At 73.9% G+C, this 22719-nt stretch carries 21 protein-coding genes; 9 read left to right on the top strand and 12 right to left on the bottom strand.

Translation table 11 applies throughout. The features are described from left to right. Positions 1 to 36 precede the first annotated feature (36 nt). Entirely contained in the window at positions 37 to 786 is a 750-nt protein-coding gene (locus tag AB0E14_RS03845) for an SDR family oxidoreductase (RefSeq protein ID WP_362411443.1), read from the bottom strand. 84 nt (positions 787 to 870) lie between these two features. Here AB0E14_RS03845 and AB0E14_RS03850 point away from each other — a divergent pair, with 84 nt between their 5' ends. Both AB0E14_RS03850 and AB0E14_RS03855 read left to right on the top strand, forming a co-directional pair. Further along, on the top strand, positions 871 to 1806 hold the full coding sequence (locus AB0E14_RS03850; RefSeq protein WP_362411446.1) for an aminoglycoside phosphotransferase family protein: 936 nt from the start codon (positions 871 to 873) through the stop codon (positions 1804 to 1806). Positions 1807 to 1987: 181 nt separating this feature from the next. Continuing rightward, positions 1988 to 2677: an alpha/beta fold hydrolase gene (locus AB0E14_RS03855; RefSeq protein WP_362411449.1), complete on the top strand. Its 690-nt coding sequence runs from the start codon at positions 1988 to 1990 to the stop codon at positions 2675 to 2677. A 5-nt stretch (positions 2678 to 2682) separates the two neighbouring features. Here the strand turns inward: AB0E14_RS03855 and AB0E14_RS03860 are convergent, their stop codons facing one another. Further along, positions 2683 to 4719 (bottom strand): UvrD-helicase domain-containing protein, encoded by a 2037-nt coding sequence (locus tag AB0E14_RS03860; RefSeq protein WP_362411452.1) that lies wholly within the window; start codon positions 4717 to 4719, stop codon positions 2683 to 2685. Positions 4720 to 4955: 236 nt separating this feature from the next. On the opposite strand from AB0E14_RS03860, the gene AB0E14_RS03865 reads away from it, so the two are divergent. Next, positions 4956 to 5147 (top strand): hypothetical protein, encoded by a 192-nt coding sequence (locus tag AB0E14_RS03865; protein WP_362411455.1) that lies wholly within the window; start codon positions 4956 to 4958, stop codon positions 5145 to 5147. A 245-nt stretch (positions 5148 to 5392) separates the two neighbouring features. Further along, positions 5393 to 6733, top strand: coding sequence for a hypothetical protein (locus AB0E14_RS03870; protein WP_362411458.1), 1341 nt, complete (start codon positions 5393 to 5395; stop codon positions 6731 to 6733). A gap of 140 nt (positions 6734 to 6873) precedes the next feature. Here the strand turns inward: AB0E14_RS03870 and AB0E14_RS03875 are convergent, their stop codons facing one another. Further along, positions 6874 to 8517: a DNA repair helicase XPB gene (locus tag AB0E14_RS03875; RefSeq protein ID WP_362411461.1), complete on the bottom strand. Its 1644-nt coding sequence runs from the start codon at positions 8515 to 8517 to the stop codon at positions 6874 to 6876. 113 nt (positions 8518 to 8630) lie between these two features. Between AB0E14_RS03875 and AB0E14_RS03880 the strand changes: the two genes are divergently transcribed. Continuing rightward, positions 8631 to 9209: a Uma2 family endonuclease gene (locus AB0E14_RS03880; RefSeq protein WP_362411464.1), complete on the top strand. Its 579-nt coding sequence runs from the start codon at positions 8631 to 8633 to the stop codon at positions 9207 to 9209. On the opposite strand, the gene AB0E14_RS03885 is transcribed toward AB0E14_RS03880, so the two are convergent. Next, positions 9206 to 11782, bottom strand: a complete 2577-nt coding sequence (locus AB0E14_RS03885; protein WP_362411467.1) for a helicase C-terminal domain-containing protein — start codon at positions 11780 to 11782, stop codon at positions 9206 to 9208. The two genes, AB0E14_RS03880 and AB0E14_RS03885, sit on opposite strands and share 4 nt — an antisense overlap. Before the next feature lie 62 nt (positions 11783 to 11844). On the opposite strand from AB0E14_RS03885, the gene AB0E14_RS03890 reads away from it, so the two are divergent. Beyond that, complete coding sequence (locus AB0E14_RS03890) at positions 11845 to 12894, top strand: hypothetical protein (RefSeq protein ID WP_362411469.1); 1050 nt, start codon at positions 11845 to 11847, stop codon at positions 12892 to 12894. Positions 12895 to 13006: 112 nt separating this feature from the next. Here the strand turns inward: AB0E14_RS03890 and AB0E14_RS03895 are convergent, their stop codons facing one another. Genes AB0E14_RS03895 through AB0E14_RS03905 form a run of 3 tightly spaced genes read right to left on the bottom strand, consistent with a single transcriptional unit; the run spans position 13007 to position 15872 of the window. Then, positions 13007 to 13822, bottom strand: coding sequence for an ABC transporter ATP-binding protein (locus AB0E14_RS03895; protein ID WP_362411472.1), 816 nt, complete (start codon positions 13820 to 13822; stop codon positions 13007 to 13009). Beyond that, a complete protein-coding gene (locus AB0E14_RS03900; protein WP_362411475.1) occupies positions 13819 to 14871 on the bottom strand; it encodes an iron chelate uptake ABC transporter family permease subunit in 1053 nt (350 codons plus the stop codon). The genes AB0E14_RS03895 and AB0E14_RS03900 overlap by 4 nt, the downstream gene beginning before the upstream one ends. After that, positions 14868 to 15872, bottom strand: coding sequence for an iron chelate uptake ABC transporter family permease subunit (locus AB0E14_RS03905; RefSeq protein WP_362411478.1), 1005 nt, complete (start codon positions 15870 to 15872; stop codon positions 14868 to 14870). Before AB0E14_RS03905 ends, AB0E14_RS03900 begins: the two co-directional genes overlap by 4 nt. A gap of 188 nt (positions 15873 to 16060) precedes the next feature. Here AB0E14_RS03905 and AB0E14_RS03910 point away from each other — a divergent pair, with 188 nt between their 5' ends. Next, positions 16061 to 16687 (top strand): haloacid dehalogenase-like hydrolase, encoded by a 627-nt coding sequence (locus AB0E14_RS03910; RefSeq protein WP_362411481.1) that lies wholly within the window; start codon positions 16061 to 16063, stop codon positions 16685 to 16687. Between the two features lie 31 nt (positions 16688 to 16718). Here AB0E14_RS03910 and AB0E14_RS03915 read toward each other — a convergent pair whose 3' ends face one another. Next, the gene (locus AB0E14_RS03915) at positions 16719 to 16988 is read right to left on the bottom strand and encodes a hypothetical protein (RefSeq protein WP_362411484.1); all 270 of its coding nucleotides are present in this window, start codon (positions 16986 to 16988) and stop codon (positions 16719 to 16721) included. A 163-nt stretch (positions 16989 to 17151) separates the two neighbouring features. Between AB0E14_RS03915 and AB0E14_RS03920 the strand changes: the two genes are divergently transcribed. Then, a complete protein-coding gene (locus AB0E14_RS03920; RefSeq protein ID WP_308354918.1) occupies positions 17152 to 17535 on the top strand; it encodes a cold-shock protein in 384 nt (127 codons plus the stop codon). Positions 17536 to 17573: 38 nt separating this feature from the next. Here AB0E14_RS03920 and AB0E14_RS03925 read toward each other — a convergent pair whose 3' ends face one another. The 4 genes from AB0E14_RS03925 to AB0E14_RS03940 all read right to left on the bottom strand — a co-directional run bounded on the left by AB0E14_RS03925 (position 17574) and on the right by AB0E14_RS03940 (position 21351). After that, on the bottom strand, positions 17574 to 18425 hold the full coding sequence (locus AB0E14_RS03925) for a 1,4-dihydroxy-6-naphthoate synthase (RefSeq protein WP_362411487.1): 852 nt from the start codon (positions 18423 to 18425) through the stop codon (positions 17574 to 17576). Then, the gene (locus tag AB0E14_RS03930; RefSeq protein ID WP_362411490.1) at positions 18422 to 19231 is read right to left on the bottom strand and encodes a futalosine hydrolase; all 810 of its coding nucleotides are present in this window, start codon (positions 19229 to 19231) and stop codon (positions 18422 to 18424) included. Before AB0E14_RS03930 ends, AB0E14_RS03925 begins: the two co-directional genes overlap by 4 nt. Positions 19232 to 19238: 7 nt before the next feature. After that, on the bottom strand, positions 19239 to 19721 hold the full coding sequence (locus tag AB0E14_RS03935; protein ID WP_362411493.1) for a DUF2771 domain-containing protein: 483 nt from the start codon (positions 19719 to 19721) through the stop codon (positions 19239 to 19241). Positions 19722 to 19923: 202 nt separating this feature from the next. Further along, the gene (locus AB0E14_RS03940) at positions 19924 to 21351 is read right to left on the bottom strand and encodes an MFS transporter (protein ID WP_362411496.1); all 1428 of its coding nucleotides are present in this window, start codon (positions 21349 to 21351) and stop codon (positions 19924 to 19926) included. A 327-nt stretch (positions 21352 to 21678) separates the two neighbouring features. On the opposite strand from AB0E14_RS03940, the gene AB0E14_RS03945 reads away from it, so the two are divergent. Beyond that, complete coding sequence (locus AB0E14_RS03945) at positions 21679 to 22590, top strand: DUF3027 domain-containing protein (RefSeq protein WP_362411499.1); 912 nt, start codon at positions 21679 to 21681, stop codon at positions 22588 to 22590. The last annotated feature ends 129 nt before the right edge of the window (positions 22591 to 22719 follow it).

The raw sequence follows: 22719 nt of genomic DNA on the forward strand, positions 1-22719 counted from the left end.
GACCCCCGCGGCTGTGGAGAGCCCGGAGCGGGAGCCTCAGCGCCCGCCCGCGATCCGCAGGACCGTCCCCGTCGCGTACGAGGCGTCGGCGGACAGCAGCCACGCCACCGCCGCGGCGATCTCGTCCGGCCGGCCGGGGCGGCCCAGCGGGATCGTCGCGGCCGCCTTCGCGGGCCGGTCCGGGTCGCCCATCGCCGCGTGCATGCCGGTCTCGACGATGCCGGGCGCCACGGCGTTGACCCGGATGCCGTCCGGGCCCAGCTCCTTGGAGAGGCCCACGGTCAGCGCGTCGGTCGCCGCCTTCGTCGCCGCGTAATGGACGTAGTCGCCGGGGCTGCCGAGCGTCGCGGCGGCCGAGGAGACGTTCACGATCGCCCCGCCGCCCCGGGCGGCCATGTCGCGGGCGGCGCGGCGGCAACAGAGCAGGTAGCCGTAGAGGTTGACGTCCACCACGCGGCGCAGGTCCGCCGTCGTGGCGTCCGCGAGGCGCCCCAGGGGCCCGGTCACACCCGCGTTGTTCACCAGACCGGTCACCGGGCCGAGTTCCGCCTCCGCCGTGTCGAAGAGCCGCTCCACGTCGGCCTCCACCGACGTGTCCACCCGGACGACCACGCACCGCGCGCCCGCCGCCCGGACGGCCGCCGCCGTCTCCTCGGCGGCGGCCCGGTCCCGTACGTACCCGAGCGCCAGATCGTGTCCCTCGGCCGCCAGCCGTACGCAGGTCGCGGCGCCGATCCCGCGGCTGCCGCCCGTGACGACGGTGACGTGCTGCCGTGCCTCGGCCATCGTCGGTCCACCCTTCTCTCGGTCGCGCCGCCCCCACCGTAAAGCGCTGGCCGGGCCGGTCGGCCGCTGGCTACCCTCCCGGCCATGACCGACCTCGTACGCGCCCTCGTCGCCGCCCAGTTCCCGCAGTGGGCGGAGCTGCCGGTCAGGCGCGTCGCGTCGGCCGGCACGGACAACGACATGTACCGCCTCGGCGACCGCCTGGCGGTCCGGCTGCCCAAGGCCGCGGAGAACGCCGGATCCATCGTCAAGGAGCAGCGCTGGCTGCCGCTCCTCGCCCCGCACCTGCCGCTGCCGGTACCCGTGCCCGTGGCGCACGGTGTGCCGGGGGAGGGCTTCGCTCTGCCCTGGTCGGTGTACGACTGGCTCGACGGCGCCAACGCCTACGACGAGCCGATCACCGATCTCGCGCACGCGGCGGTCGAGTTGGGGAGATTCGGCGCCGCGCTGCGCCGCGTGGACGCGGCGGAGGGCCCGAGATCCTTCCGGGGCGGCCCGGTGCGCGCGTGGGAGCAGGGGGCCATGGAGGGCGCGATCCGCAGCCTCGGCGCGCGGGGGGTCCTCGACGCGGACCGGGTGGCGGCGGCCTGGGAGTCGGTCCTGCGACTGCGCCCGTGGGACGGCCCGCCCCGCTGGGTCCACGGCGATCTGCTGCCCGGCAACCTGCTGGCCAGGGACGGCCGGCTGAGCGCGGTCATCGACTTCGGCGGGGTCGGTACGGGCGATCCCGCCTGCGACATGATGGCCGCCTGGACGCTCCTCACCCCCGAGACCCGCCCGCTGTTCCGGGCGGCGGCGCGGGTCGACGACGCGACGTGGGCGCGGGGACGCGGCTGGGCGCTGTGCTGGGGCGTGGTGACGGAGGCCGAGTACGCCGGTAGGAACCCGGTCCTGGCGACGGTCGCGCGCCGCGCGTGGTCGCAGGCGCTGGCGGAGTACGGGGAGTACGGGGAGCGCGGGGAGCGCGGGGAGTACGGAGAGCGCGGGGAGTACGGGGAGTACGGGGAGCGCGGGGAGTAAGCGGTACCGCGCCTGAAGGGGCGCCACGGCGTGGCGCAAGCGGTGGGGCAGGGAGCAAGCGCTTCCTGCCGGCCGCCCCGCGGTCATGAAGTCCTAGCCGTCACGGGGCTGTTCATCCCGGCCCCCCGGCCTCACCATGCTCTTCACTACTCGTGCGTAACACCCCGTAGGGAGAAGCGTGTTGAGACTCCGTATCAGCTTCGTGGCGCTGCTGGCCCTGATGGCGTCCGTCTTCGTCCCCCAGGCCGGCCAGGCCTCCCCGGCTGCGGCCGCGTCCCGTACCCCCGTCGTCTTCGTCCACGGCTACAACGCCGACCCCGGCGTCTGGGGCGGCCTGCGCGAGGACCTCAAGGCGGACGGGTACACCGACGCCGAGCTCTTCTCCTTCGGCTACGACACGCACCGGTCCGTCAACGAGGTCATCGCCGGTGAACTCGCCGCGTACGTCGCCGACGTCAAGCGGCGCACCGGCGCGAGCCGGGTCGACCTCGTCGCGCACTCCTTCGGCAGCCTCGTCACGCGCTGGTACGTGAAGTTCGACGCCGCGGGCCAGTCGTCCGTCGCCCACTGGGTCTCCCTCGCCGGCCCCAACCACGGCACCAGCACCGCCTGGGCCTGCGCCCTGTGGGACCAGGCGTGCCGCGACATGACCCCGGGCTCGTACGTCCAGAAGAAGCTCGCGGAGGGCGACGAGACCCCGGGCGCCGTGCGCTACGCCACGTGGTGGTCGAACTGCGACGAGGTCATCAACCCCGACAACAGCGTCCCGCTGACCGGCGCCACCAACAACGCCGCCGGCTGCCTCGACCACAACGCGCTGCTCGGCGACGACGGCGTGTCCCAGGGCGTCAGAGCGTTCCTCGCGTCGTAGGTCCGCTACCCGGCCAACTGCTGCGGCAGCGGCGAGGAGTGAAGGACGGTCAGGCCGGACACCGCGCGCGTCAGCGCCACGTACAGCCGCCGCAGCCCCGTCCGCTCGTCCGGTTCGCCGTCCACGACGGCCGCCGGGTCGTCCAGGACCACGTAGTCGTACTCGAGGCCCTTGGCGAGCGAGGCGGGGACGAGGGTCAGGCGGGACTCGGCCGTCGTCTCCTCGCCGGGCGAGAGGTAGGCGTGACCGGCGGCGGTCAGCGCCTCGGCGAGCGGGGCGATCCGGGCGTCGGCGGCGATCAGGCCGATGGACCCCTCGTGCTCCAGCGCCTCCGCGCAGGCCGCGACGACCGCCGCGTCCAGGGCCTCGGGGGCGGCGGCCTCCCGGATCGAGAGCGACCCGGGGTTCTCCCGTACGGACTCCACGGCCGCGAGCCCCGGCGACATGTGGGGCAGCAGCCGCGACGCGTACGCGATGACCTCGCGCGGCACGCGGAAACCGGCGGTCAGCTCCTCCACCACGGCCTCCGGCTTGCCCAGGTGGCCGAGGGCCTGCTCCCAACTCCCGGTCGCCCAGGGTGTGGTGCCCTGCGCCAGGTCGCCCAGGACGGTCGCCGAACCGGTCGTGCAGCGGCGGCCGACGGCCCGGTACTGCATCGGGGACAGGTCCTGCGCCTCGTCCAGGACCACGTGCCCGAGCGAGTGCGTCCGCTCCACCAGGTCCGTCGCCTCGTCGATCAGGACCGCGTCGGCCGCCGACCACTTCGCCGACTTCACCGAGCGGCCCGGCTTCGCCCACAGCAGCAGCTTCTGCTCGTCGTCGGTGAGGACGCCGCCCGCGTGCTCGGCGAGGAACGCGGCGTCGCTCAGCAGGCGCAGCACCAGCTTCGCCGGATCGACCGGCGGCCAGAGGGTCTTCACCGCCGCCTTCACGGCCGTGTTGCGGGCCACCGCGTCCTGCACCCGGTCGTCGGGCGCCTCGCCCGCCTGCTCCATGCGCACCAGGACCGTGTGGGCGATGCGCTGCGGCAGGGCCTCGCGGGCGGCGCCGTAGCGGATGTCGCGGTCGAGCAACTCGCGGACGATCTCCTCCAGTTCGTACGCCGGGACCCGCCAGCGGCGGGAGCCGCGCACCACGACCAGCGGCTCCGTGGGCAGCGTGACGTGCGAGCGCACCGCCCGCCGCAGCACCTCCGCCATCCTCGCGTCGCCCTTGACCACGGCCGTCGCCGCCTCGTCGGCGCCCCGGACCTCGACGTGCGCGACGAGGTCGTCGACGGTCGCCTGCTGCACCTCCAGCTCGCCGAGAGCGGGCAGGACCTGCTCGATGTAGTGGAGGAAGGAGCGGTTCGGCCCGATGACGAGGGTGCCGGTGCGGGCGAGCCGCTCCCGGTGCGCGTAGAGCAGGTACGCGACCCGGTGCAGGCCCACGGCGGTCTTTCCGGTGCCGGGACCGCCCTGGACGCAGACGGTGCCGGAGAGCCCGGACCGGACGATCTCGTCCTGCTCGGGCTGGATGGTGGCGACGATGTCCCGCATGGGGCCGACGCGGGGCCGCTCGATCTCCGCCTGGAGCAGCTTGCTGGTCCGATCCAGCTCTGCCGGGTCGGAGAGGTGCTCGTCCTCGTACGCGGTGAGGTCGCCGCCCGTGTAGCCGAACCGGCGGCGGAGCCCGACGTCCTGCGGGTCCTTCTTCGACGCCCGGTAGAACGGCTGGGAGACCGGCGCGCGCCAGTCGATCACCATCGGGTCCCCGTCGGCGTCGTGGACGTGCCGGCGGCCGATGTAGAAGCGCTGTCCCTCCTGCGTGGTGTGGAGGTAGTCGAGCCGCCCGAAGAAGAGCGGGGTGTGGGTCAGGTCGGCGAGCGCCTTGATCCGGTCCTCGATCTGGCGGCCGAGGACGACGGCGTTGACCCAGTTCGCGGTGACGTCCTTGATGTCGAGCGCCTCGACGTCCTCGCGCATCGCGCGCAGCGCGGCGCGCGAGTCGGCGAGGTGGGCGCGCTCGCGCGCGAGCGGGTCGGCGGGCGCGGGCGTGGACATGCGGAAGCCTCCGGGTGTGCGTGAGCGTGACTGGGGCGGCCGCCGGTTTCCGACCGGCTGGCAGCGCGCTCCACGGAGGGAGGCGGGGAAGTCGGAGATTGTAGCTCCGTGGGGCGGGCGGAGCGACCGAATATTCCGGGGGCGGGGGCCCGTAGGGGTGGTGTCCGACCTGAGGGGGACGAGGGTTCCATCCCCAGCCTGATGTGTTCGGAATGTCCGGATTCCATCATGGAGGCATGACCACAGCGACCTTCACCCCGGACCGCACGATCCCCCGCTCCCGCCGCCTCGGCCTCGCGCTGCGGGCGATACGCGCCTACGGCTCGGCGGCCGTCGGCGTCGTCGTCCTCGGCGACCACGGCCCGTACGGAGAGCGCACGGGCGTCCGCGACCCCCGACCGCGCTTCGTCGGCCGACCGCAGGACTGAGACACCCGACGCAGGCACCGCCCGCAGGGACTGAGACACCCGACACAGGCACGTCCCTCCGGGGCACCGCCCTCCGGGACACCGCCCTCCGGGACACCGCCCTCCGGAGCACAGCCCACAGGGGCACCCCCGACCGATCCGACTCCGACGATCTTCCCGGCCCGCGCGCCACAACCCTTCCCCGCGCCCGCAGGTCTCCTCATCGCACCGCCGTCTCCCCACGGAGCAGAGGAACAGAGGAGATCATGGGAATGCCTTTCGCCGGCCGCGTCGCGCGGCTCGGTGCGTGCCTCACCGCCGCCGGTCTGGTCACGGTCGGCCTGACCGCCACCCCGGCCGCCGCCGACAGCGACCAGCTCTGGATCGTGGCGCCGTGGGAAGTGGCGCTGCCCAAGGCCGTCGCGGGCGGGCAGGCGCCGGTCGCGACCGTCGCCCTCGGCCTCTACCACGACAACGCCGACTACCGCGTGACCGACGGCCGGCTCACCGTCGACGCCTCCGAGCTGACCGGCATCGCCGAGATCACCTGGCCCGAGAACTGCGCGCCGACCGGCGTCACCGCCGTCTGCTCGATCCCCGAGGTGCCGCTCACGGGCGAGTCCCCGGTGCAGCTGAAGCTGCGCGCGGCCACCGGCGCCGAGACCGGCGTCAGCGGCCGGATCACCTTCGGCGCGACGGCCACGACGACCTCCGCGGAGGGCACCCTCAGAGCCGAGAACTGGAGCACCGTCCGGGTCGCCTCCGGCCCCGACCTCGTCCTGAGCCGGATCCCCGCCGTCACGGGCGTCGCCCCCGGCTCCACCGTGGCCGTGCCGTTCTCCGTGGTCAACAACGGCAACGAGGCCGCGAACGGCGTCCAGGTCACCCTGTACACCACGCGCGGCCTCGACATCGGCGCCGTCGCCCCGCAGTGCACGAGCACGCCCGTGGGCGAGAGCCTGCCGGCGCCGGTCACCAAGGTGGACTGCCTCTTCGACGACGTCGTCGAGCCCGGCGGCTCCTTCACCCTGCCGGCCCCGCTGCGCGCGAAGGCAGCCCGGTACGCCCTCGCCGAGCGGGTGGACATCGGCGTCACGGCCCGCGGTGGAGCCGAGGACCTGACGCCCGAGAACAACGGTGAGGTGGCCTCGATCGGCGTCACCAACACGGCTGACTTCGCCGTCGCCGGCGTCCGGGCGAGCGCCGCCGCGGGCGAGACGGTGCCCGCCGCGCTGACCTTCCGCAACCGCGGCCCGGCCTGGGTCGCCAACCTGGGCTCAGGCGACCCCGTCGGCGCGGTCGACCTGACCGTGCCCAGGGGCGCCACCGTCACCTCCGTACCGGAGGCCTGCGAGCCCCGCACGGCGGACGGCGGCTGGTGGGAGAGCGAGACCCGGACCGGCGCCCCGCGCTACGTCTGCAACCTGCCGATCTGGGTGGCCGAGAAGCAGGTGGTGACCTTCCCGTTCCAGCTGCGGATCGACACGGTGATCACGGGCGCCAAGGGCGCGATCACGCTCAAGCCGCCGTACGGTGACGGCCCGCTGCCGTTCGACCCGAACGTGCGGAACAACCAGGCGAAGCTGGTCCTCAACCCGGCGGTCTGAAACCCGGCGGTCTGAAACCCAGCGGTCTGAAGCCCGGCGGTCTGAAGCCTGGCCGTCTGAAACCCGGCGGTCCGGCACACGCCGAAGGGGCCCCGTCCACGTCGGACGGGGCCCCGCTTCGTTCTCGGCCGACCGCGTTCTCAGCCGCCCGCGAGCAACTCGTCCGCGTCGACGATCCGGTACGCGTACCCCTGCTCGGCCAGGAAGCGCTGGCGGTGCGCCGCGAAGTCCTGGTCGATCGTGTCGCGCGCGACGACCGAGTAGAAGTGCGCCTGGTGGCCGTCGGCCTTCGGGCGCAGCACCCGCCCGAGCCGCTGCGCCTCCTCCTGCCGGGACCCGAAGGTGCCGGACACCTGGATGGCGACGGTGGCCTCGGGCAGGTCGATCGAGAAGTTGGCGACCTTCGAGACGACGAGGACGCTGATCTCGCCCTCCCGGAAGGCGTCGAAGAGCTTCTCGCGCTGCGCGTTCGGTGTCTCGCCCTTGATGACGGGGGCGCCCAGGTGCTCGCCGAGCTCGTCGAGCTGGTCGATGTACTGGCCGATGACGAGGATCTGCTGCCCGGCGAACTTCCGCACCAGCGCCTCGGTCACCTTCCGCTTGGTGGCCGTGGTGGCGCAGAAGCGGTACTTCTCCTCCTGCTCGGCGGTCGCGTAGGCGAGCCGCTCGGAGTCCGTGAGGTTGACGCGGACCTCGACGCAGTCGGCGGGCGCGATGTAGCCCTGCGCCTCGATCTCCTTCCAGGGCGCGTCGAAGCGCTTGGGTCCGATGAGCGAGAACACGTCCGACTCGCGTCCGTCCTCGCGCACGAGCGTCGCGGTGAGCCCGAGCCGCCGCCGCGCCTGCAGGTCGGCGGTGAACTTGAAGACGGGCGCGGGCAGCAGGTGCACCTCGTCGTAGACGATGAGGCCCCAGTCGCGCGAGTCGAAGAGCTCGAGGTGCGGATAGATGCCCTTCCGCTTCGTCGTCAGCACCTGGTACGTGGCGATGGTGACCGGCCGGATTTCCTTCTTCGTACCGGAGTACTCGCCGATCTCGTCCTCGGTGAGCGAGGTCCGCTTGACCAGCTCGTGCTTCCACTGCCGCGCGGAGACGGTGTTGGTGACGAGGATGAGCGTGGTGGCCTTCGCCTGGGCCATGGCCCCGGCCCCGACCAGAGTCTTCCCGGCGCCGCAGGGCAGCACGACGACCCCGGAGCCGCCGTGCCAGAAGCCCTCGACGGCCTGCTTCTGGTACGGGCGCAGGGCCCAGCCGTCCTCGGCGAGGTCGATCCGGTGGGCCTCGCCGTCGACGTACCCGGCGAGGTCCTCGGCCGGCCAGCCCAGCTTCAGCAGGGTCTGCTTGATCTGCCCGCGCTCGGAGGGGTGCACGACGACGGTGTCGTCGTCGATGCGCGCGCCGACGAGCGGCTGCACCTTCTTGGACCGGAGGATCTCCTCCAGGACGGGCCGATCGGTGCTGGTCAGGACGAGCCCGTGCGTGGGGTGCTTGGAGAGCGTGAGCCGCCCGTACCGGGCCATCGTCTCGGCGACGTCCACGAGCAGCGCGTGCGGCACGGGGTACCGCGAGAACTCCACGAGCGCGTCGACGACCTGCTCGGCGTCGTGCCCGGCCGCCCGCGCGTTCCACAGCCCGAGCGGGGTGACGCGGTACGTGTGGATGTGCTCGGGCGCCCGCTCCAGCTCCGCGAACGGCGCGATGGCCCGCCGACAGGCATCGGCCTGCTCGTGGTCGACCTCCAGCAGGAGCGTCTTGTCGCTCTGGACGATGAGTGGACCGTTCACGTACGTGCATCCCCTTCCGCGCGGCCAAACATCCAGTGTGCCTGACGCCCGACGGTTGTCGGTGGGGCCTGCCACACTGAAGGCGACCGGTTCCACGAGAGGGAGGTGGCGAGATGAGCGTCGCGCACGATCCGCACTACGGGCCCTGGACCATAGAGGAAGTTCTGGCATTGCCGGAGGACCGTGGTCAGCGTCGTGAACTGATGGGGGAAGCGCTCGTGATGTCACCGGCTCCGGGAACCAAGCATCAGCGGGCGTCGTCGCGCCTCTGGAGCTTGCTGGACCGCTCCGTCCAGGAGGAGGGCGTGCCCGCCGAAGTCCTGGAAGCGGTCAATCTCATCCTGCCCGACGGACTCTTCATCCCGGACATCGTGGTGGTCGAGGCGGCTGCCGCGGCGGCCGACCCGATCACGTACAACGCGGACGACGTCCTCCTCGTCGTCGAGATCGTCTCGCCCTCGTCGTCCGGGCGCCGTACCGACCGGCTGCTGAAGCCGCCGTACTACGCGGAGGCGGGCATCGAGCACCTCTGGCGGCTCGAACTGGAGCCGGTGCCGACGCTGGTCGTGTGCGAGCTGCAGGACGGCCGTTACGTCGAGCGGACCGTCGCCGAGGCGGGGCGGGCGACGCCGATCGACAAGCCGTTCCCGCTGGAGGTCGATCCGGCGGCTCTCGTCGCGCCCCGGGCCTAGACCTGGTCCTCCGCCAGTTCCGCGACGCCCGTGATGCGGTGCAGGGGGTACGTGCGGACCTCGTCCGCCGTGTGGTCGTAGCCCGTCACGAAGCCGCCCTCGACGCGGACGGGGGCGATCACGCGCTGGCTGGCGGCGCCCTCGGCGTTGACGTAGCCGATCCAGACGGCCGTGCCCGTCAGCGCGGCGGCCTGGACCGTGGCCAGGGTCTCGGCGGGGGAGGTGCGGGGCAGTTCGCCGGGCGCGCGGGTCGGGGTTCCGGCCGGGCCGGGGGCTCCCGGGCGTTCCTTGCGGACGGCCGTCGCGGCCAGGTCGCCCGCGCGGATCGCCCGGACCGCCGCGCCGAGCAGGGTCGCGTCGGGGGACGGCGGGCCGTCCGGGACGGGCACGGGGGCGGTGCGGGCGCCGGTGCGGTACGCGTCGGCGCGGGTGATCAGGACGTCGCCGGCGGCGGACTCGGCGGCCGGGGCGTACCCCATCGACCGCAGCCCGTCGAGCAGCGCCGCCGGGTCCGTCTGCGCGGCGAGCACGGTCGGAGCGAGGCGGCGCAGCCGCAGGGACGCGGAGCGCTTGTCGGCGAGGATCTCGCCGAGGACCGTGTCGTCGTCGCACCGCACGTACGCGGACGCGGCGCCGATCCGGAGGTGGCCGTGCCTGCGCGCCACGTCGTCGATCAGGTACGAGAGCGGCTGCGGCACCGGCGTACGGGAGTGGGCGGTCAGGAAGTCGTGCAGGTCGGACGCGCCGCGTCCGGCGTCGAGCGCGCGCCGCACCGAGCCGGGCGTGAACCGGTAGACCGTCGCGCCGCCCTTCGACTCGACGTCCGCGAGCACGGAGAGCGTGTCGGCGAGCGGGCGCCGCAGCGGGCCCGGCGCCACCGCGGTGAGGTCGGCCTGCAGGAGGACGTGGTCGACGGCCTCGGGCAGCAGCGGGGCCAGCAGCGTCGCGGCCCGCGCGGCGGCGACGGACAGCTCGACCCCGTGCTCGGCAACCGGCTCGGGCGCGGCCTCCGCGAGGGGCAGGTTGAGCAGGGCCCGCGCGGGCGAGGCGAGCGCCCCGCGCCCGGTGATCCCGAGCATCTCGGCCTCGGTGAGGGTCCAGTGCGCGATACGGGAGCGCAGGTCGCCGGTCGAGCCGGTGGAGCCGGTGGCGTTCGAAGGAGCGGTGGCTCCCGCCGCGCCGCGCAGTGGGCGCTCCCACCGCAGCCGGGTCAGCAGGGCCTCCGGGTCCGCCGCCGCGCCCGGCGGCAGCGTCGCCTGCAGGGTGAGGACCCGGCGCCGCACCTCGGGCGCGGCGCCCCGGTCGAGGTCCGGGCCGAGCGCCGAGAGCGTGCGGCCCTTCGCGTCCTGGCCGCCGACCAGGCCCGCCGTCCTCGTCCCCATGAGCCAGGCCGTGGCGAGCCGGGCCCAGCGCTCGGCGGGCGGCAGGTCGAGCCAGTCGTCGTACGCGGGCGTCGGCGCGTACCGCTCGTCCGCCTCGCCGTCCGGGGCGAGCAGCCCCGCCGCGTAGCCGAGCTCCATCCAGAACGCCGCGACCGGCTCGGACACGTCGAGCGCGACGGCGGTCCGCTTGAGGTCCCGTACGGACATCCCGCCCGCGCGGAGCACGGCAGGGCCGCCCTGGTCCCAGCTCTTCAGCAGCTCCTCGACCGTCGACAGCGCCGCGTACGCCTGCCCGGCCGCCGCGTTGTCCACAACCTGGGGACGGTATTCGCGCAGGACCGTGAGCTCGGGCGCGTCCGGCTCCGGCGCGCGGTGCGCCCGGCCACCGCGCAGATGGAGCGCCGCCTCGCGGGGCAGCACGACCGTCCGCGGTGAGGCGGGCAGCAGCAGACCCCGATCGCGCAGCCACCGCACGGGCGGCGCCGGGTTCGCCGTCACCTCGCCGTACGGCGGACCCCACACCAGCCGGTCGAGCACGGCGAGCGCCTCGGGCGGCGCGGTGTCGAGCAGCGCGCCCATCCGGTCCCGGTCGGTGAACAGGCCGGTGAGCGCCGCCACCGCCGAGACCGGGTCGTGCGTCGCGGGCAGCCCGGCGGCGGCGATGATCTCCTGGATCCGGCCCGGTGACATCCCGGCCGTCGCCTCCGAGACGGTCGGCCCGAGACCGGTCGGCGACGGGTGCTGCGCGGAGGGCGCGAGCAGCTCGCGGGCGGTCCGTACGAGCCGCAGCCGGTCGTCCTCACCCCAGACCAGGGCCTGGTCCCGCAGCACCCGCACCGCACGCGGCAGGGCCTTCTCGACGGCCGGGTCGCCGTCGTCGCCGGAGAGCAGGGCGAGGAGCACGTCGTACGGAGCGGGGTCCGGGGCGACGGCGAGCGCCTCGGCGGCCTGCAGGGTGAACCGGTCGAGTCGTTCGAGCGCGCGGACCACGGAACCGCGGGTGCCGGCCCGGGTGGCGAGCTGGGTCAGGTCGTTCGGCACCGGGGAGAGCAGATCCGGGCGGGCGCGCAGCAGCGCGGCGAGCCCCTCGTCGCCCCGCGCGCGCAGCGCCTCCGCGAGCGTGCGCGGCGCGGCGGCGGCGTCATTTCCTCCGGGCACGTGCGCCTCCCGATCGAGCTCACCGATCCCCATCCGGACCACGTTAGCCCCTGCGCGGGCGCTAACGTCGGGGCGTACCGGCTGTGGAGGGGACTGTGGGGATCGAGAGCGACCAGTTGGTCTTCGACTATCTGAGCCGGGTGGGTGATCTGGCGCAGCGGCGTCAGCTGCCGTCGGGGGACCGGATGAGGCTCGTCTCGTCGCTGCGGGGCGAGATCGACCGCCGGCGTGCCACCTTCGGCCAGGAGAGTCCGGCGGCGATACGAAGCCTCCTCGACGACCTGGGCTCACCGGACGAGGTCGTGGACCGGGCGGCGGGCCTGCCGACGCGGCAGGCCGGGGAAGGGGCCGGCGAAGGGGCCGGGGAAGGAGCCCGTGACGGGGCCGGGGAAGGGGCTCGGGAAGGGGCCGGGGCGGCCACCGCCCGCCGCCTGCGGAAGCGCAGACCACCGGTCCCGAAGCCGCGACCCGAGCCGGATCCCGAGCGCGGCCGCGAGGCCTGGCCGACGCCTCCGCACCTGGCGGGCATGGACGAGGTCGGTACGGCGGACACGGCCACGGACCCGGACTGGTGGCGCCTGGACGACCTCGACGCCGAGGAGCCGCTGCCGGGGGACGACCTGGTCCCCGGGTTCCGCGGCGGGGTGGAGATCCCGGACCTGCTGAAGCCGCCGCCGGGTGAGGACGACGAGCACGACGAGGACGATGTCGTCGAGACGGAGGGGGAGGAGCCCAGAAGGCCCCTGTGGCGCAGGATCCTCCGCTCGCGACGACGCGAGACGTCGACGGACGCGCCCGCCGGCTTCCGTCCCGGCAGCCCGGGCCTGATCCTGGCCGCGCTGCTCCTCCTCGGCGGCGCGATCTTCGGCAACCTGATCGCCCTCGCCCTCGGCTGGCTTCTGGCCTACGCCTCACGCCGCCTCTCCCGTACGGAGAGCCAGTGGGCGGTCGTCATCCTCCCGGGCCTGGCGGCGGCGGCCGGCGTGGTCTGGCTCTGGGGCCGCGTGGAAGGCCGCTGGGGCACCCCGGTCGCCGAAGGCGGCGAGGCGATGGGCGCGGCAATCTCGGAAACCTGGCCCTGGACCCTCAAGGCCGCGGCGATCGCCTCGGCCGCGTACGTCCTCTGGCGAGCGCGCCGCCACTGACCCGGCCGGGGGCTCAGCCCCGCCCTCCCACGGAGGCGGTGGCGGGCCCCCGTCCCGGGGCTACGCCCGGCGCCCCGCCTCGGTCACACCCGCTCCGTCACACCCGCCTCCGTCACACCCGCTCCGTCACCGCCGCCCACGGCGCCCCCGGCACCACCAGGGGTGAGCCCGTCACCGGGTCCGGGACGACGACCGAGTCGAGGCCGAAGACGTCGCGGACCAGGTCCGCCGTGACGATCTCCGACGGCGGGCCCTCCGCCACGACCGCGCCCGACTTCATCGCGACCAGGTGGTCGGCGTAGCGGGCCGCCTGGTTCAGGTCGTGCAGGACGACGACGACCGTCCGGCCGCGGGTCACGTTGAGACGGCGCACCAGGTCGAGGACCTCGACCTGGTGGGCGATGTCCAGGTACGTCGTCGGCTCGTCGAGCAGCAGCAGGTCCGTCTCCTGCGCGAGGGCCATCGCGATCCAGACCCGCTGCCGCTGACCGCCCGACAGCTCGTCCACGGAACGGTCGGCCAGAGCGGCGACGTCCGTCGAGGTCATCGCCTCCACGACCGCCCGCTCGTCCGCCTCCGACCACTGCTTCCACCACGCCTGGTGCGGCTGCCGCCCCCGCGACACCAGGTCGGCGACCGTGATCGCCTCCGGTGCGACCGGCGTCTGCGGCAGCAGGCCGATCGACTGCGCGATCCGCTTCGTCGGCAGCTTCGCGAGCGACTCCCCGTCGAGCAGCACCGCCCCGCCCGCCGGCTTGAGCAGCCGCCCGAGCGCCCGCAGCGTCGTCGACTTCCCGCACGCGTTCGGGCCGACGATCACGGTCACCTTGCCGTCCGGTACGGCGAGGTCCAGGTCCTTCACGACCGTGCGGTCCTCGTACGCGAGCGTCAGCTCACGCGCGGTCAGCCGGCTGGGGCCCAGGCTCACGATGTCGTTCCTCCTACGCTTCGGCTCCGGACGATGAGCCAGATCAGATACGGAGCGCCCACCGCCGCCGTGAGGACGCCCACGGGCAGTTCCACCGGTGCGAACAGGCGCCGCCCGAGCAGGTCCGCGAGGACCACCACGAACGCGCCCGTCAGCGCCGAGGACAGCAGCGGGATCTGGGCGGTACGCGTCATCCGCCGGGCGATCTGCGGCGCGAGCAGCGCCACGAAGTCCACCGGCCCCGCCACCCCCGTCGCCACCGACGCGAGGACGACGCCCACCGCGACCAGGCCCAGCCGGACCCGCCCCAGCGAGACGCCCAGCGCCGTCGCCGTGTCGTCGTCCAGGGCCACGGTGCGCTGCGCCCGCGCCGCCCACAGGATCGCGGGAAGCAGCAGGAGCAGCGTCCAGCGGATCGGTGCCGCCTCGTCCCAGCCGCGCCCGTTGAGCGAGCCGGTCATCCAGACCTGGGCCTGCTGGGCGACCAGGTAGTCGCCCTTGGTCATGAACAGGGTGATCAGCGACCGCAGCGCGATGGCGAAGCCGATCCCGATGAGCACGAACCGCGTCGCGTGCAGTCCGCCGCGCCAGGCGACGACGTACACGAGCGCGGCGGCCGCGATCCCGCCGGCGATCGAGAGGTAGGGCAGGACGGTGTACGAGGTGAGGCCGAAGGTCATCGCGCCGACGGTCAGCGCGCCCGCGCCCTGGCTGATGCCGATGATGTCGGGGCTGGCGAGCGGGTTGCGGGCGACGGTCTGGATGAGGGCGCCCGCGATCCCGAACGCGGCGCCGACCATCAGCCCGACCGCGAGCCGCGGCATCCGCAGCTCCTCGACGACGAACGAGGATCGGGAGTCCTGCCCGAAGACCACCTTCAGGACCTCGCCCGGCGCCACGAACTTCTCGCCGACGCAGAGGTACGCGACCGAGACGGCCGCCAGGAGCATCACCAGGGCGACGGCGACGGCCGCCGAGCGCCGGTGCAGCAGGAACGAGCCCCGCCCGGCGCGCGCGACTCGGTATCCCGAAGGAACCACCGCCGTCATGCCGGCACCGCCTTCCTGCGTACGAGCGTCACCAGGAACGGCACCCCGATGAGCGCCGTCATCACCCCCGCGGGCACCTCGCCCGGCGGGAAGAGCACCCGGCCGATCACATCCGCCACCAGCAGCATCACGGGCCCCACGAGCGCCGCCATCGGCAGCACCCAGCGGTGGTCGCCGCCCACGATCGCGCGGGCGATGTGCGGGACCGCGAGCCCGACGAACGCGATCGGTCCGGCCGCCGCGACCGCCGCGCCGGTCAGCACCGTCGCCCCGACACCGCCCACGATCCGTACCGTCGCGACCCGCTGGCCGAGCCCCTTGGCCACGTCCTCGCCGAGCGCGAGCGCGTCCAGGCCGCGGGCGACGCAGACCACGAGCACCGCGCCGAGCAGCAGGAAGGGCCAGACCTGGCCGACGACCTCGGCGTCGCGCCCGTCGAGCGAGCCGATCTGCCAGAACCGGAACTCGTCGAGCGCCGAGGCCCGGGTGGTCAGCACCCCGGTCGTCACGGACAGCAGCAGCGCGTTGATCGCGGCGCCGCCGAGCGCGAGCTTCACCGGGGTCGCCCCGCCGCGCCCGCTGGAGGCGATCGCGTACACCGCGACCGAGGCGAGCGCGGCGCCGACGAAGGCGAAGCCCACGTACCCGGAGAGCGAGTGCACGCCCGCGAAGGCGATCGCGAGGACCACGCCCACCGAGGCGCCCTGGCTGATGCCGAGGATGCCGGGGTCGGCGATCGGGTTGCGGGTGATGCCCTGCAGGGCCGTGCCGGCCAGCGCGAGCGCGGCGCCGACCATGAGCCCGATGAGCGTGCGGGGCACCCGCATCTGCCGTACGACCTCGGCGTCGGGGCTCGTCCCGCCGTGCAGCAGCGCGTCGAGCACCGTGGACGGCGCGATGGGCCGGGCGCCCACGGCGAGGCTCAGCAGGACGGCGGCGAGGAGGGCGGCGAAGGCGACGGCGACGGCCAGAACCCGTCGGGAGCGGAAGGCGGCGGTCATCGAGGCCCATCAGGAGGTGCGAGGTACGAGGTACGAGGCGCGAGCCCTGCCGGGGGAGGGTACGGCTTCAGTGGTTCAGCGGTGGTCGAGCAGCTCAGCAGTTCACCAGCTCAGCAGTTCAGCAGTTCAGCAGTTCAGCGGCTCAGTCTAAGCAGCAGCCCGAAGCCCGATTCGAACATGTGGGCACAATGTCCTCCATGGCTACCCCTGGCATCCCCACCGTCGGCTTCGACCTCGACATGACCCTGATCGACTCCCGCCCCGGCATCAAGGCCACCTACCAGGCCTTCTCCGCGCAGGTCGGGGTGGCGATCGACGCCGACCTCGCCGTCTCCCGGCTCGGCCCGCCGCTGGAGCACGAGCTGGCGCACTGGTTCCCGGCGGCGGAGATCCCGGAGCGGGTCACCCAGTACCGCGCGCTCTACCCGACGTACGCGATCGAGCCCTCGCTCGCGCTGCCCGGTGCCAGGGATGCGATTCAAGCCGTTCGTGAGGCGGGCGGCCGGGCCGTCGTCGTCACCGCCAAGAACGAGCCGCACGCCAAGCTGCACCTCTCCCACCTCGGCATCGACCCCGACGCCGTCATCGGCGGCCTCTGGGCCGAGGGGAAGGCCGAGGCCCTGCGCGAGTTCGGCGCGGGGGTGTACGTCGGCGACCACACCGGCGACGTGCGCGGCGCCGCGCACGCGGGCGCCCTTTCGGTGGCCGTGGCCACCGGACCGTGTGACGCGACCGAGCTGCGTGCGGCCGGCGCGGACGTCGTCCTGACCGATCTGACGGAGTTCCGTGCCTGGTGGGAGGCGTACCGGAGCTGACCCGAGCGGGCGGGGGGACCCGGCCCACGGGCTAGTGGCCGGTCGCCCCCGCCGCCTTCGCCTGGCGTCGCTGGGCGGCGATCGAGCGCAGCACGCCGGCGCCCGCCACGAGGAATCCGACGCCCATCAGCATGCACACGCCGTACGCGATCGGCGGGAACGGGTCGGTGCCGAGGAAGAGCGGCGCGACCGTGACCAGGGTGGCCACCGCACCGATGATGAAGACGATCGCACCGGCGCGGACGAGACCGTCACCGGGCGCGCGGTCGTCCGAGGAGGCCGCGGGGGTTTCACTACGCATTCGGCCAGGGTAGTTCCCAGGCCGTATGAACAAACCGGCGACGTCTTGTCACCAGCCGGAAGCCCATTAGCCTTGGTCCCGGCGGGTCCGCAGACCCGCCGTACTGCTATCTCAGAGCCGGATTCCCGGCGCATTCCCATCGAGTACGAGGACGAGGACAGACGTGCCTACCGGCAAGGTCAAATGGTTCAACAGCGAGAAGGGCTTCGGCTTTCTCTCCCGGGACGACGGCGGCGACGTCTTCGTCCACTCGTCGGTGCTCCCTGCCGGAGTCGACGCCCTCAAGCCGGGGCAGCGTGTGGAGTTCGGGGTGGTCGCGGGTCAGCGCGGCGACCAGGCGCTCTCCGTGACGGTCCTCGACCCGACCCCTTCCGTCGCCGCGGCGCAGCGCCGTAAGCCCGACGAACTGGCGTCCATCGTGCAGGACCTGACGACGCTCCTGGAGAACATCACGCCCATGCTGGAGCGGGGCCGCTACCCCGACAAGGCGCAGGGCGCGAAGATCGCGGGCCTGCTGCGCGCGGTCGCGGACCAGCTCGACGTGTAGCGCACCGGTTCGACGCACGAGCGCCGCGTTCCCGGTTCCTACGGGAACGCCAGCGCGTCCGGGCCGAGGGGCGGCACCAGCCCCTCGGCCGCCGCGCGCGTGAGCAGCCCGCGCACGGCCGCGTAGCCGGCCTCGCCGAGATCGGCCGTGAACTCGTTGACGTAGAGGCCGATGTGCTGATCGGCCACCTTCGGGTCCATCTCCTGCGCGTGCTCGCGTACGTACGGCCGCGAGACGTCCGGGTCGTCCCAGGCCATCCGGACCGATGTACGGGCCGCGTCGGCGAGGCTCCGCAGCACGTCGGGGCCGAGCGAGCGGCGGGCGATGATCGCGCCGAGCGGGATCGGGAGGCCGGTGGTGTCCTCCCAGTGCGCGCCCATGTCGGCGAGGGCGTGCAGACCGTAGTTCTGGTATGTGAACCGGGCCTCGTGGATGACGAGCCCCGCGTCGACCTTCCCGTCCCGCACGGCGGGCATGATCTCGTGGAACGGCAGGACGACGACGTCGCCGACCCCGCCCGGCACGACGTCCGCGGCCCACAGCCGGAACAGCAGGTACGCGGTCGAGCGCTCGCTCGGCACCGCGACCGTCTTCCCCGTGAGGTCCACGCCCGGCTCCCGGGTCAGCACCAGCGGGCCGCAGCCGCGCCCGAGGGCGCCGCCGCAGGGCAGCAGGGCGTACTCGTCGAGGACCCAGGGCAGGACGGCGTACGAGACCTTCAGGACGTCGTAGTCGCCCGTGCCGCGCTCCGCCCAGCCGTTGGTGAGGTCGATGTCGGCGAAGGTCACGTCGAGGCGCGGCGCGCCGGGGACACGGCCGTGGGCCCAGGCGTCGAAGACGAAGGTGTCGTTCGGGCAGGGCGAGTAGGCGATCTTCAGCTTGGGGGTCATCGGAGGGGCTCCACGAGGACGGAGTGGCTGAGCAGCTGGAACGTGCACCGCAGCGCCTCCAGGGCCTCGCCGATGCGCCAGGCGGCGCGGTCGCGGGGGCCGACGGCGTTGGAGACCGCCCGGATCTCGATGACGGGCACGCCGTGGGCGGCGGCGGCCTCGGCGACGCCGAAGCCCTCCATCGCCTCGGCGGCGGCGCCGGGGTACTGGGCGGCCAGTTCGGCGGCGCGCTCGGCGGTGCCGGTGACGGTGGAGACGGTCAGGACCGGGGCGACGGTGTGCGCCGGCCGGCCCGGCTCGTCGTGCGCGAGGGCTTCGGAGACGCGCCGGGTGAGGGCCTCGGGGACCGGGTGGGAGGACCGTCCGAAGCCGAGTTCCTCGACGGTCAGATAGCCGTCGGGGGTCCGCGCGCCCAGGTCGGCGGCGACGATCGCGTCGGAGACGACGACGGAGCCGATCGGCGCGCGCGGCTCGAACCCGCCGGCGATCCCGGCGGAGACGACGAGCCCGTACGGCTCTCCCGTGCCCGCCGCTGTCGCGAGCGCGGTGGCGGTGGCGGCGGCGACCGAGGCGGGCCCGACACCGCCGACGAGGACGTCGACGACGGCGCCCGCGGGGTGGCGCCGACGGCGGAGCGCGTACCCGCCGGGGAGCGCCGGGTCGAGCGGTCCGGGTCCGGGCCGTGGCCCGGGAACCGGTCCGGATTCCGGGTGCGGCCCGGATTCCGGACCGCCGAAGGCAAGGCCGCGTACGACGGAGTCCGCCTCCGCCGCCACGGCCGTCACGATCAGGGTCCGGAGGGTCACCGGAGGATCAGGAGTCCTTCTTCAGCTCGAAGTGCCAGATGCCGGTCAGCTTCTTGCCGTCGTTCTCGACGATGGTGACCTGGGTCTGGTCGGTCGCCTCGCCGGTCTGGGAGGAGAAGAAGGCGCTGGCCGGGATGGTCCGGTACGTCTTCTTGTACGGCTCCGGCTCGGCGTTCTGGCCGCCGAGGAAGATGGTCCAGCCGTTCTCGGCGATCGACGGGTCGACGCCGAAGCGGACCTTGTCGTCCGTGGCGACCGTGATGGACTTCTCGGCCTTGCGGTTGAGGCACTCCTGGATCTGCGACTCCTTGATGGCGTCGCCGTCGTTGTAGCAGGCGGCCTCGGAGTGGATCGACTTGGTCCCCACCGTCAGCGTCGCGAGCGGAGTCGGCTTTTCGCCGCAGGCGGTGAGGGTGAGGAGCCCGACGGAGACGGCCCCGAGGGCGGCGGCGGCCCGGCGGCGCGAGCCGGTGAAGAACGCTACGGTCATGGCCCGAAGGCTATCGGGCCCACCGAACTCCGCCACGCGGGGGTGCGGCGCGCCGCGTTTTCCGCCCCAAGGGACGGCGCCGTACGCCCCCCCGGCCGCCCCCGCCGTCCGGGGGCCGGTGCCCGACGCCGCCGCGGGGCGCAGTCCTGGGCGCGGCCGGGTGGCCGGGTGCACGGTCGCGGGCGCACGCCTGGGCGTCGCCTCACGCGTCCGCGCCCGGCCCGGTGCCCGGCGGCCCCGCTTCCGTCTCGGGGCTCGCCCCTGCCCCCGCCTCCGCCTTCTTCCGGGTCTCCGTGCGCGCCGCCGTCACGAGGCCGCGGACCGCGAGCAGCGCGCCCAGGCCCAGGATGCCCGCGGCCACCGACATGCCCACGGGGCCGCTCAGCGGCAGCGAGATGCCGATCGCGCCGCCCACCACCCACGACATCTGCAGCAGCGTCTCCGAACGGGCGAACGCCGAGGTCCGCACCACCTCCGGCACGTCCCGCTGGATCAGCGCGTCGAGGGACAGCTTCGACAGGGCCTGGGTCAGGCCGGCCACCGCGCCGAGCACGGCGACCATCAGGCCGCTGAAGAAGACCGCCGCGAGGATCGCCGCTCCGCACACGGTCATGATCATCGTGGCGATGATCACCTCCGGCGCGTGTCCGCGCTCCTTCAGGAGCGAGCCGACCGCCGTCCCGCACGCGTTGCCGACCCCCGCCGCCACGGCCACCATCGCGAGCGACACCGCCGCGCTCTGCCCGGAGAGCGGGTGCTCGCGCAGCAGGAATGCCAGGAAGAAGATCAGGAACCCGGAGAGCATCCGCTGCGCCGCGTTCGCCTGGAGCCCGTGCAGCACCGAGGGGCCCACCGTCCGCAGGCTCGGTTTCTTCTCGCCGTGGGTCAGCAGGTGCGCCCGCCGCTCGCCCTTGGCCGAGTCGACCTTGTGCGGCATCCGGAACGCCCAGTAGCCGCCGAGGAGGAACAGCGCGCACGCCCCGTACAGCGGGTACGGGGGCCCGATCTGCTGCAGCCCCGCGCCGATCGGCGCCGCGATCCCGGTCGCGAGCAGACCCGCGAGGGTGACCCGGGAATTCGCCTTGACCAGCGAGAACCCGTGCGGCAGGAGCCGTGGCACGACCGCGCTGCGGACCACTCCGTACGCCTTCGACGCCACCAGGACGCCGAGGGCCGCCGGGTACAGCTCCAGGCCGCCCGTGGCCACCGCGCCCGACATGGTGATCGCGAGGACGGCCCGGGTCCACATCGCCGCCGCCATCGCGGCGCGCCGCCCGTGCGGCAGCCGGTCCAGGATCGGGCCGACCACCGGGGCCAGCAGGGTGAACGGGAGCATCGTGATGCCCAGGTACAGCGCGACCCGGCCGCGGGCCTCGTCCGTCGGCACGGAGAAGAAGACCGTGGAGGCCAGCGCGACCGTGATCATGACATCGCCGGCCCCGTTCACGGCGTGCAGCTCGATCAGTTTCCCGAGCCCCGACTCGCCCGCGCCGTGCGCGTGGGTCGCCTTGCGGATCCCGCGCGCCGTGCCGGTGAACGGCAGATGAAGGGCGCGCCCGACCGTCCGGCCCACTCGGCGGAGCGGCCCGGCAAGATCGTGGGATCGTGCGGACGACCGTGCGGCTGCCACTCCGTCATAGTGCCCCACGCCCCTGACTTGTGAACCGTGGCACGGCGGTCGGCGGTCCACGATCCGGGCCACTTGGGGCGGGCAGGTGGGCGGCGGGCGGCGGAGGGGGTAGCGTGCGTAGCGCGCCACCGGCGGAAGATCTCGGCCGCGCGCCTCTTCGGCATCCCGCAGAATGGATGACGATAGGTGTGCCCGAGAGACGCGAGACGAGGTCGGGCGCGGACGTCGATGCGGCCCTCTGGTCCGCTCCGCCCGCCGCCCGGGGCTCTTCGCTCCCGCTCCTCGGCCGGCGCACCCGTGAGACGGCGTAGGAGAGAAGCGAGACCTGTGAGTGCTGCGACGACGCGAAGCCGTACCCCGCGTACCCCCGACCGCCTGTGCGCCGAGGCGGTAGACCTGGCGAGGGAGGCCGCCGAAGAGGCCGCCGCACCCGGCATCGTCGGCGCCCATGTGGAGACCGTCGCCGAGGGCGACCGGGTCGTCACGCACTTCTTCGAGTGCAAGGAGCCCGGCTACCGGGGCTGGCGCTGGGCCGTGACGGTCACCCGGGCCTCCCGGGCGAAGAACGTCACCCTTGACGAAACCGTCCTGCTGCCCGGCTCCGACGCGCTCCTGGCCCCCGAGTGGGTGCCGTGGAGCGAGCGGCTGAGGCCGGGCGACATGGGCCCGGGGGACCTGCTGCCGACGGAGCAGGACGACCTGCGGCTCGAACCCGGGTACTCGGGCGAGGACGCTCCGCCGCCGAACTCCCCGGTCTCGGACGAGATGGTGGACCACCTCGACGTCGAGGACGCCGAGATCACCTCCCGTACGCCGTCCCGTGGCGCGATCTCGTCGGTCGCCGAGGAACTCGGCATGCGGCGCGCGCGGGTCCTTTCGCGGTACGGGCTGCACGTGGCGGCGGACCGCTGGGACGAGGCGTTCGGGGCGAAGACCCCGATGGCGCAGGCCGCGCCCGCGTCCTGTGACTCCTGCGCGTTCCTGGTGCCGCTGGCGGGGTCGCTGAAGCAGGCGTTCGGTGTCTGCGCGAACGAGTTCTCGCCCGCCGACGGGCGCGTGGTCTCGCTCTCGTACGGCTGCGGCGGTCACTCGGAGGCGGCGATCATGCCGAAGCCCCCGCGTCCGGCCCCGCCGGTGCTGGACTCGATGGGCGCGGACGCGTTCCCGCTCCGCCCGGCGAAGGACTCCGGCTCGACGACGGAACCGGACGGCACGTCCGAGGACCTCGGCCACTCGTAGCCTCCGGGGGCGCCGCCCAGGGACTTCTCCCCGGGCGCTGCCCAGGGACTCCTCCCTGGGCGCCGTCCGGTGACGACTCCGAGGGCGCCGTCAGGTGATGCCTCCGTGGGCGCCGTCCCCTGACTCTCC

It is taken from the genome of Streptomyces sp. NPDC047981 (assembly GCF_040653315.1).
Classification (GTDB): Bacteria; Actinomycetota; Actinomycetes; order Streptomycetales; family Streptomycetaceae; genus Streptomyces.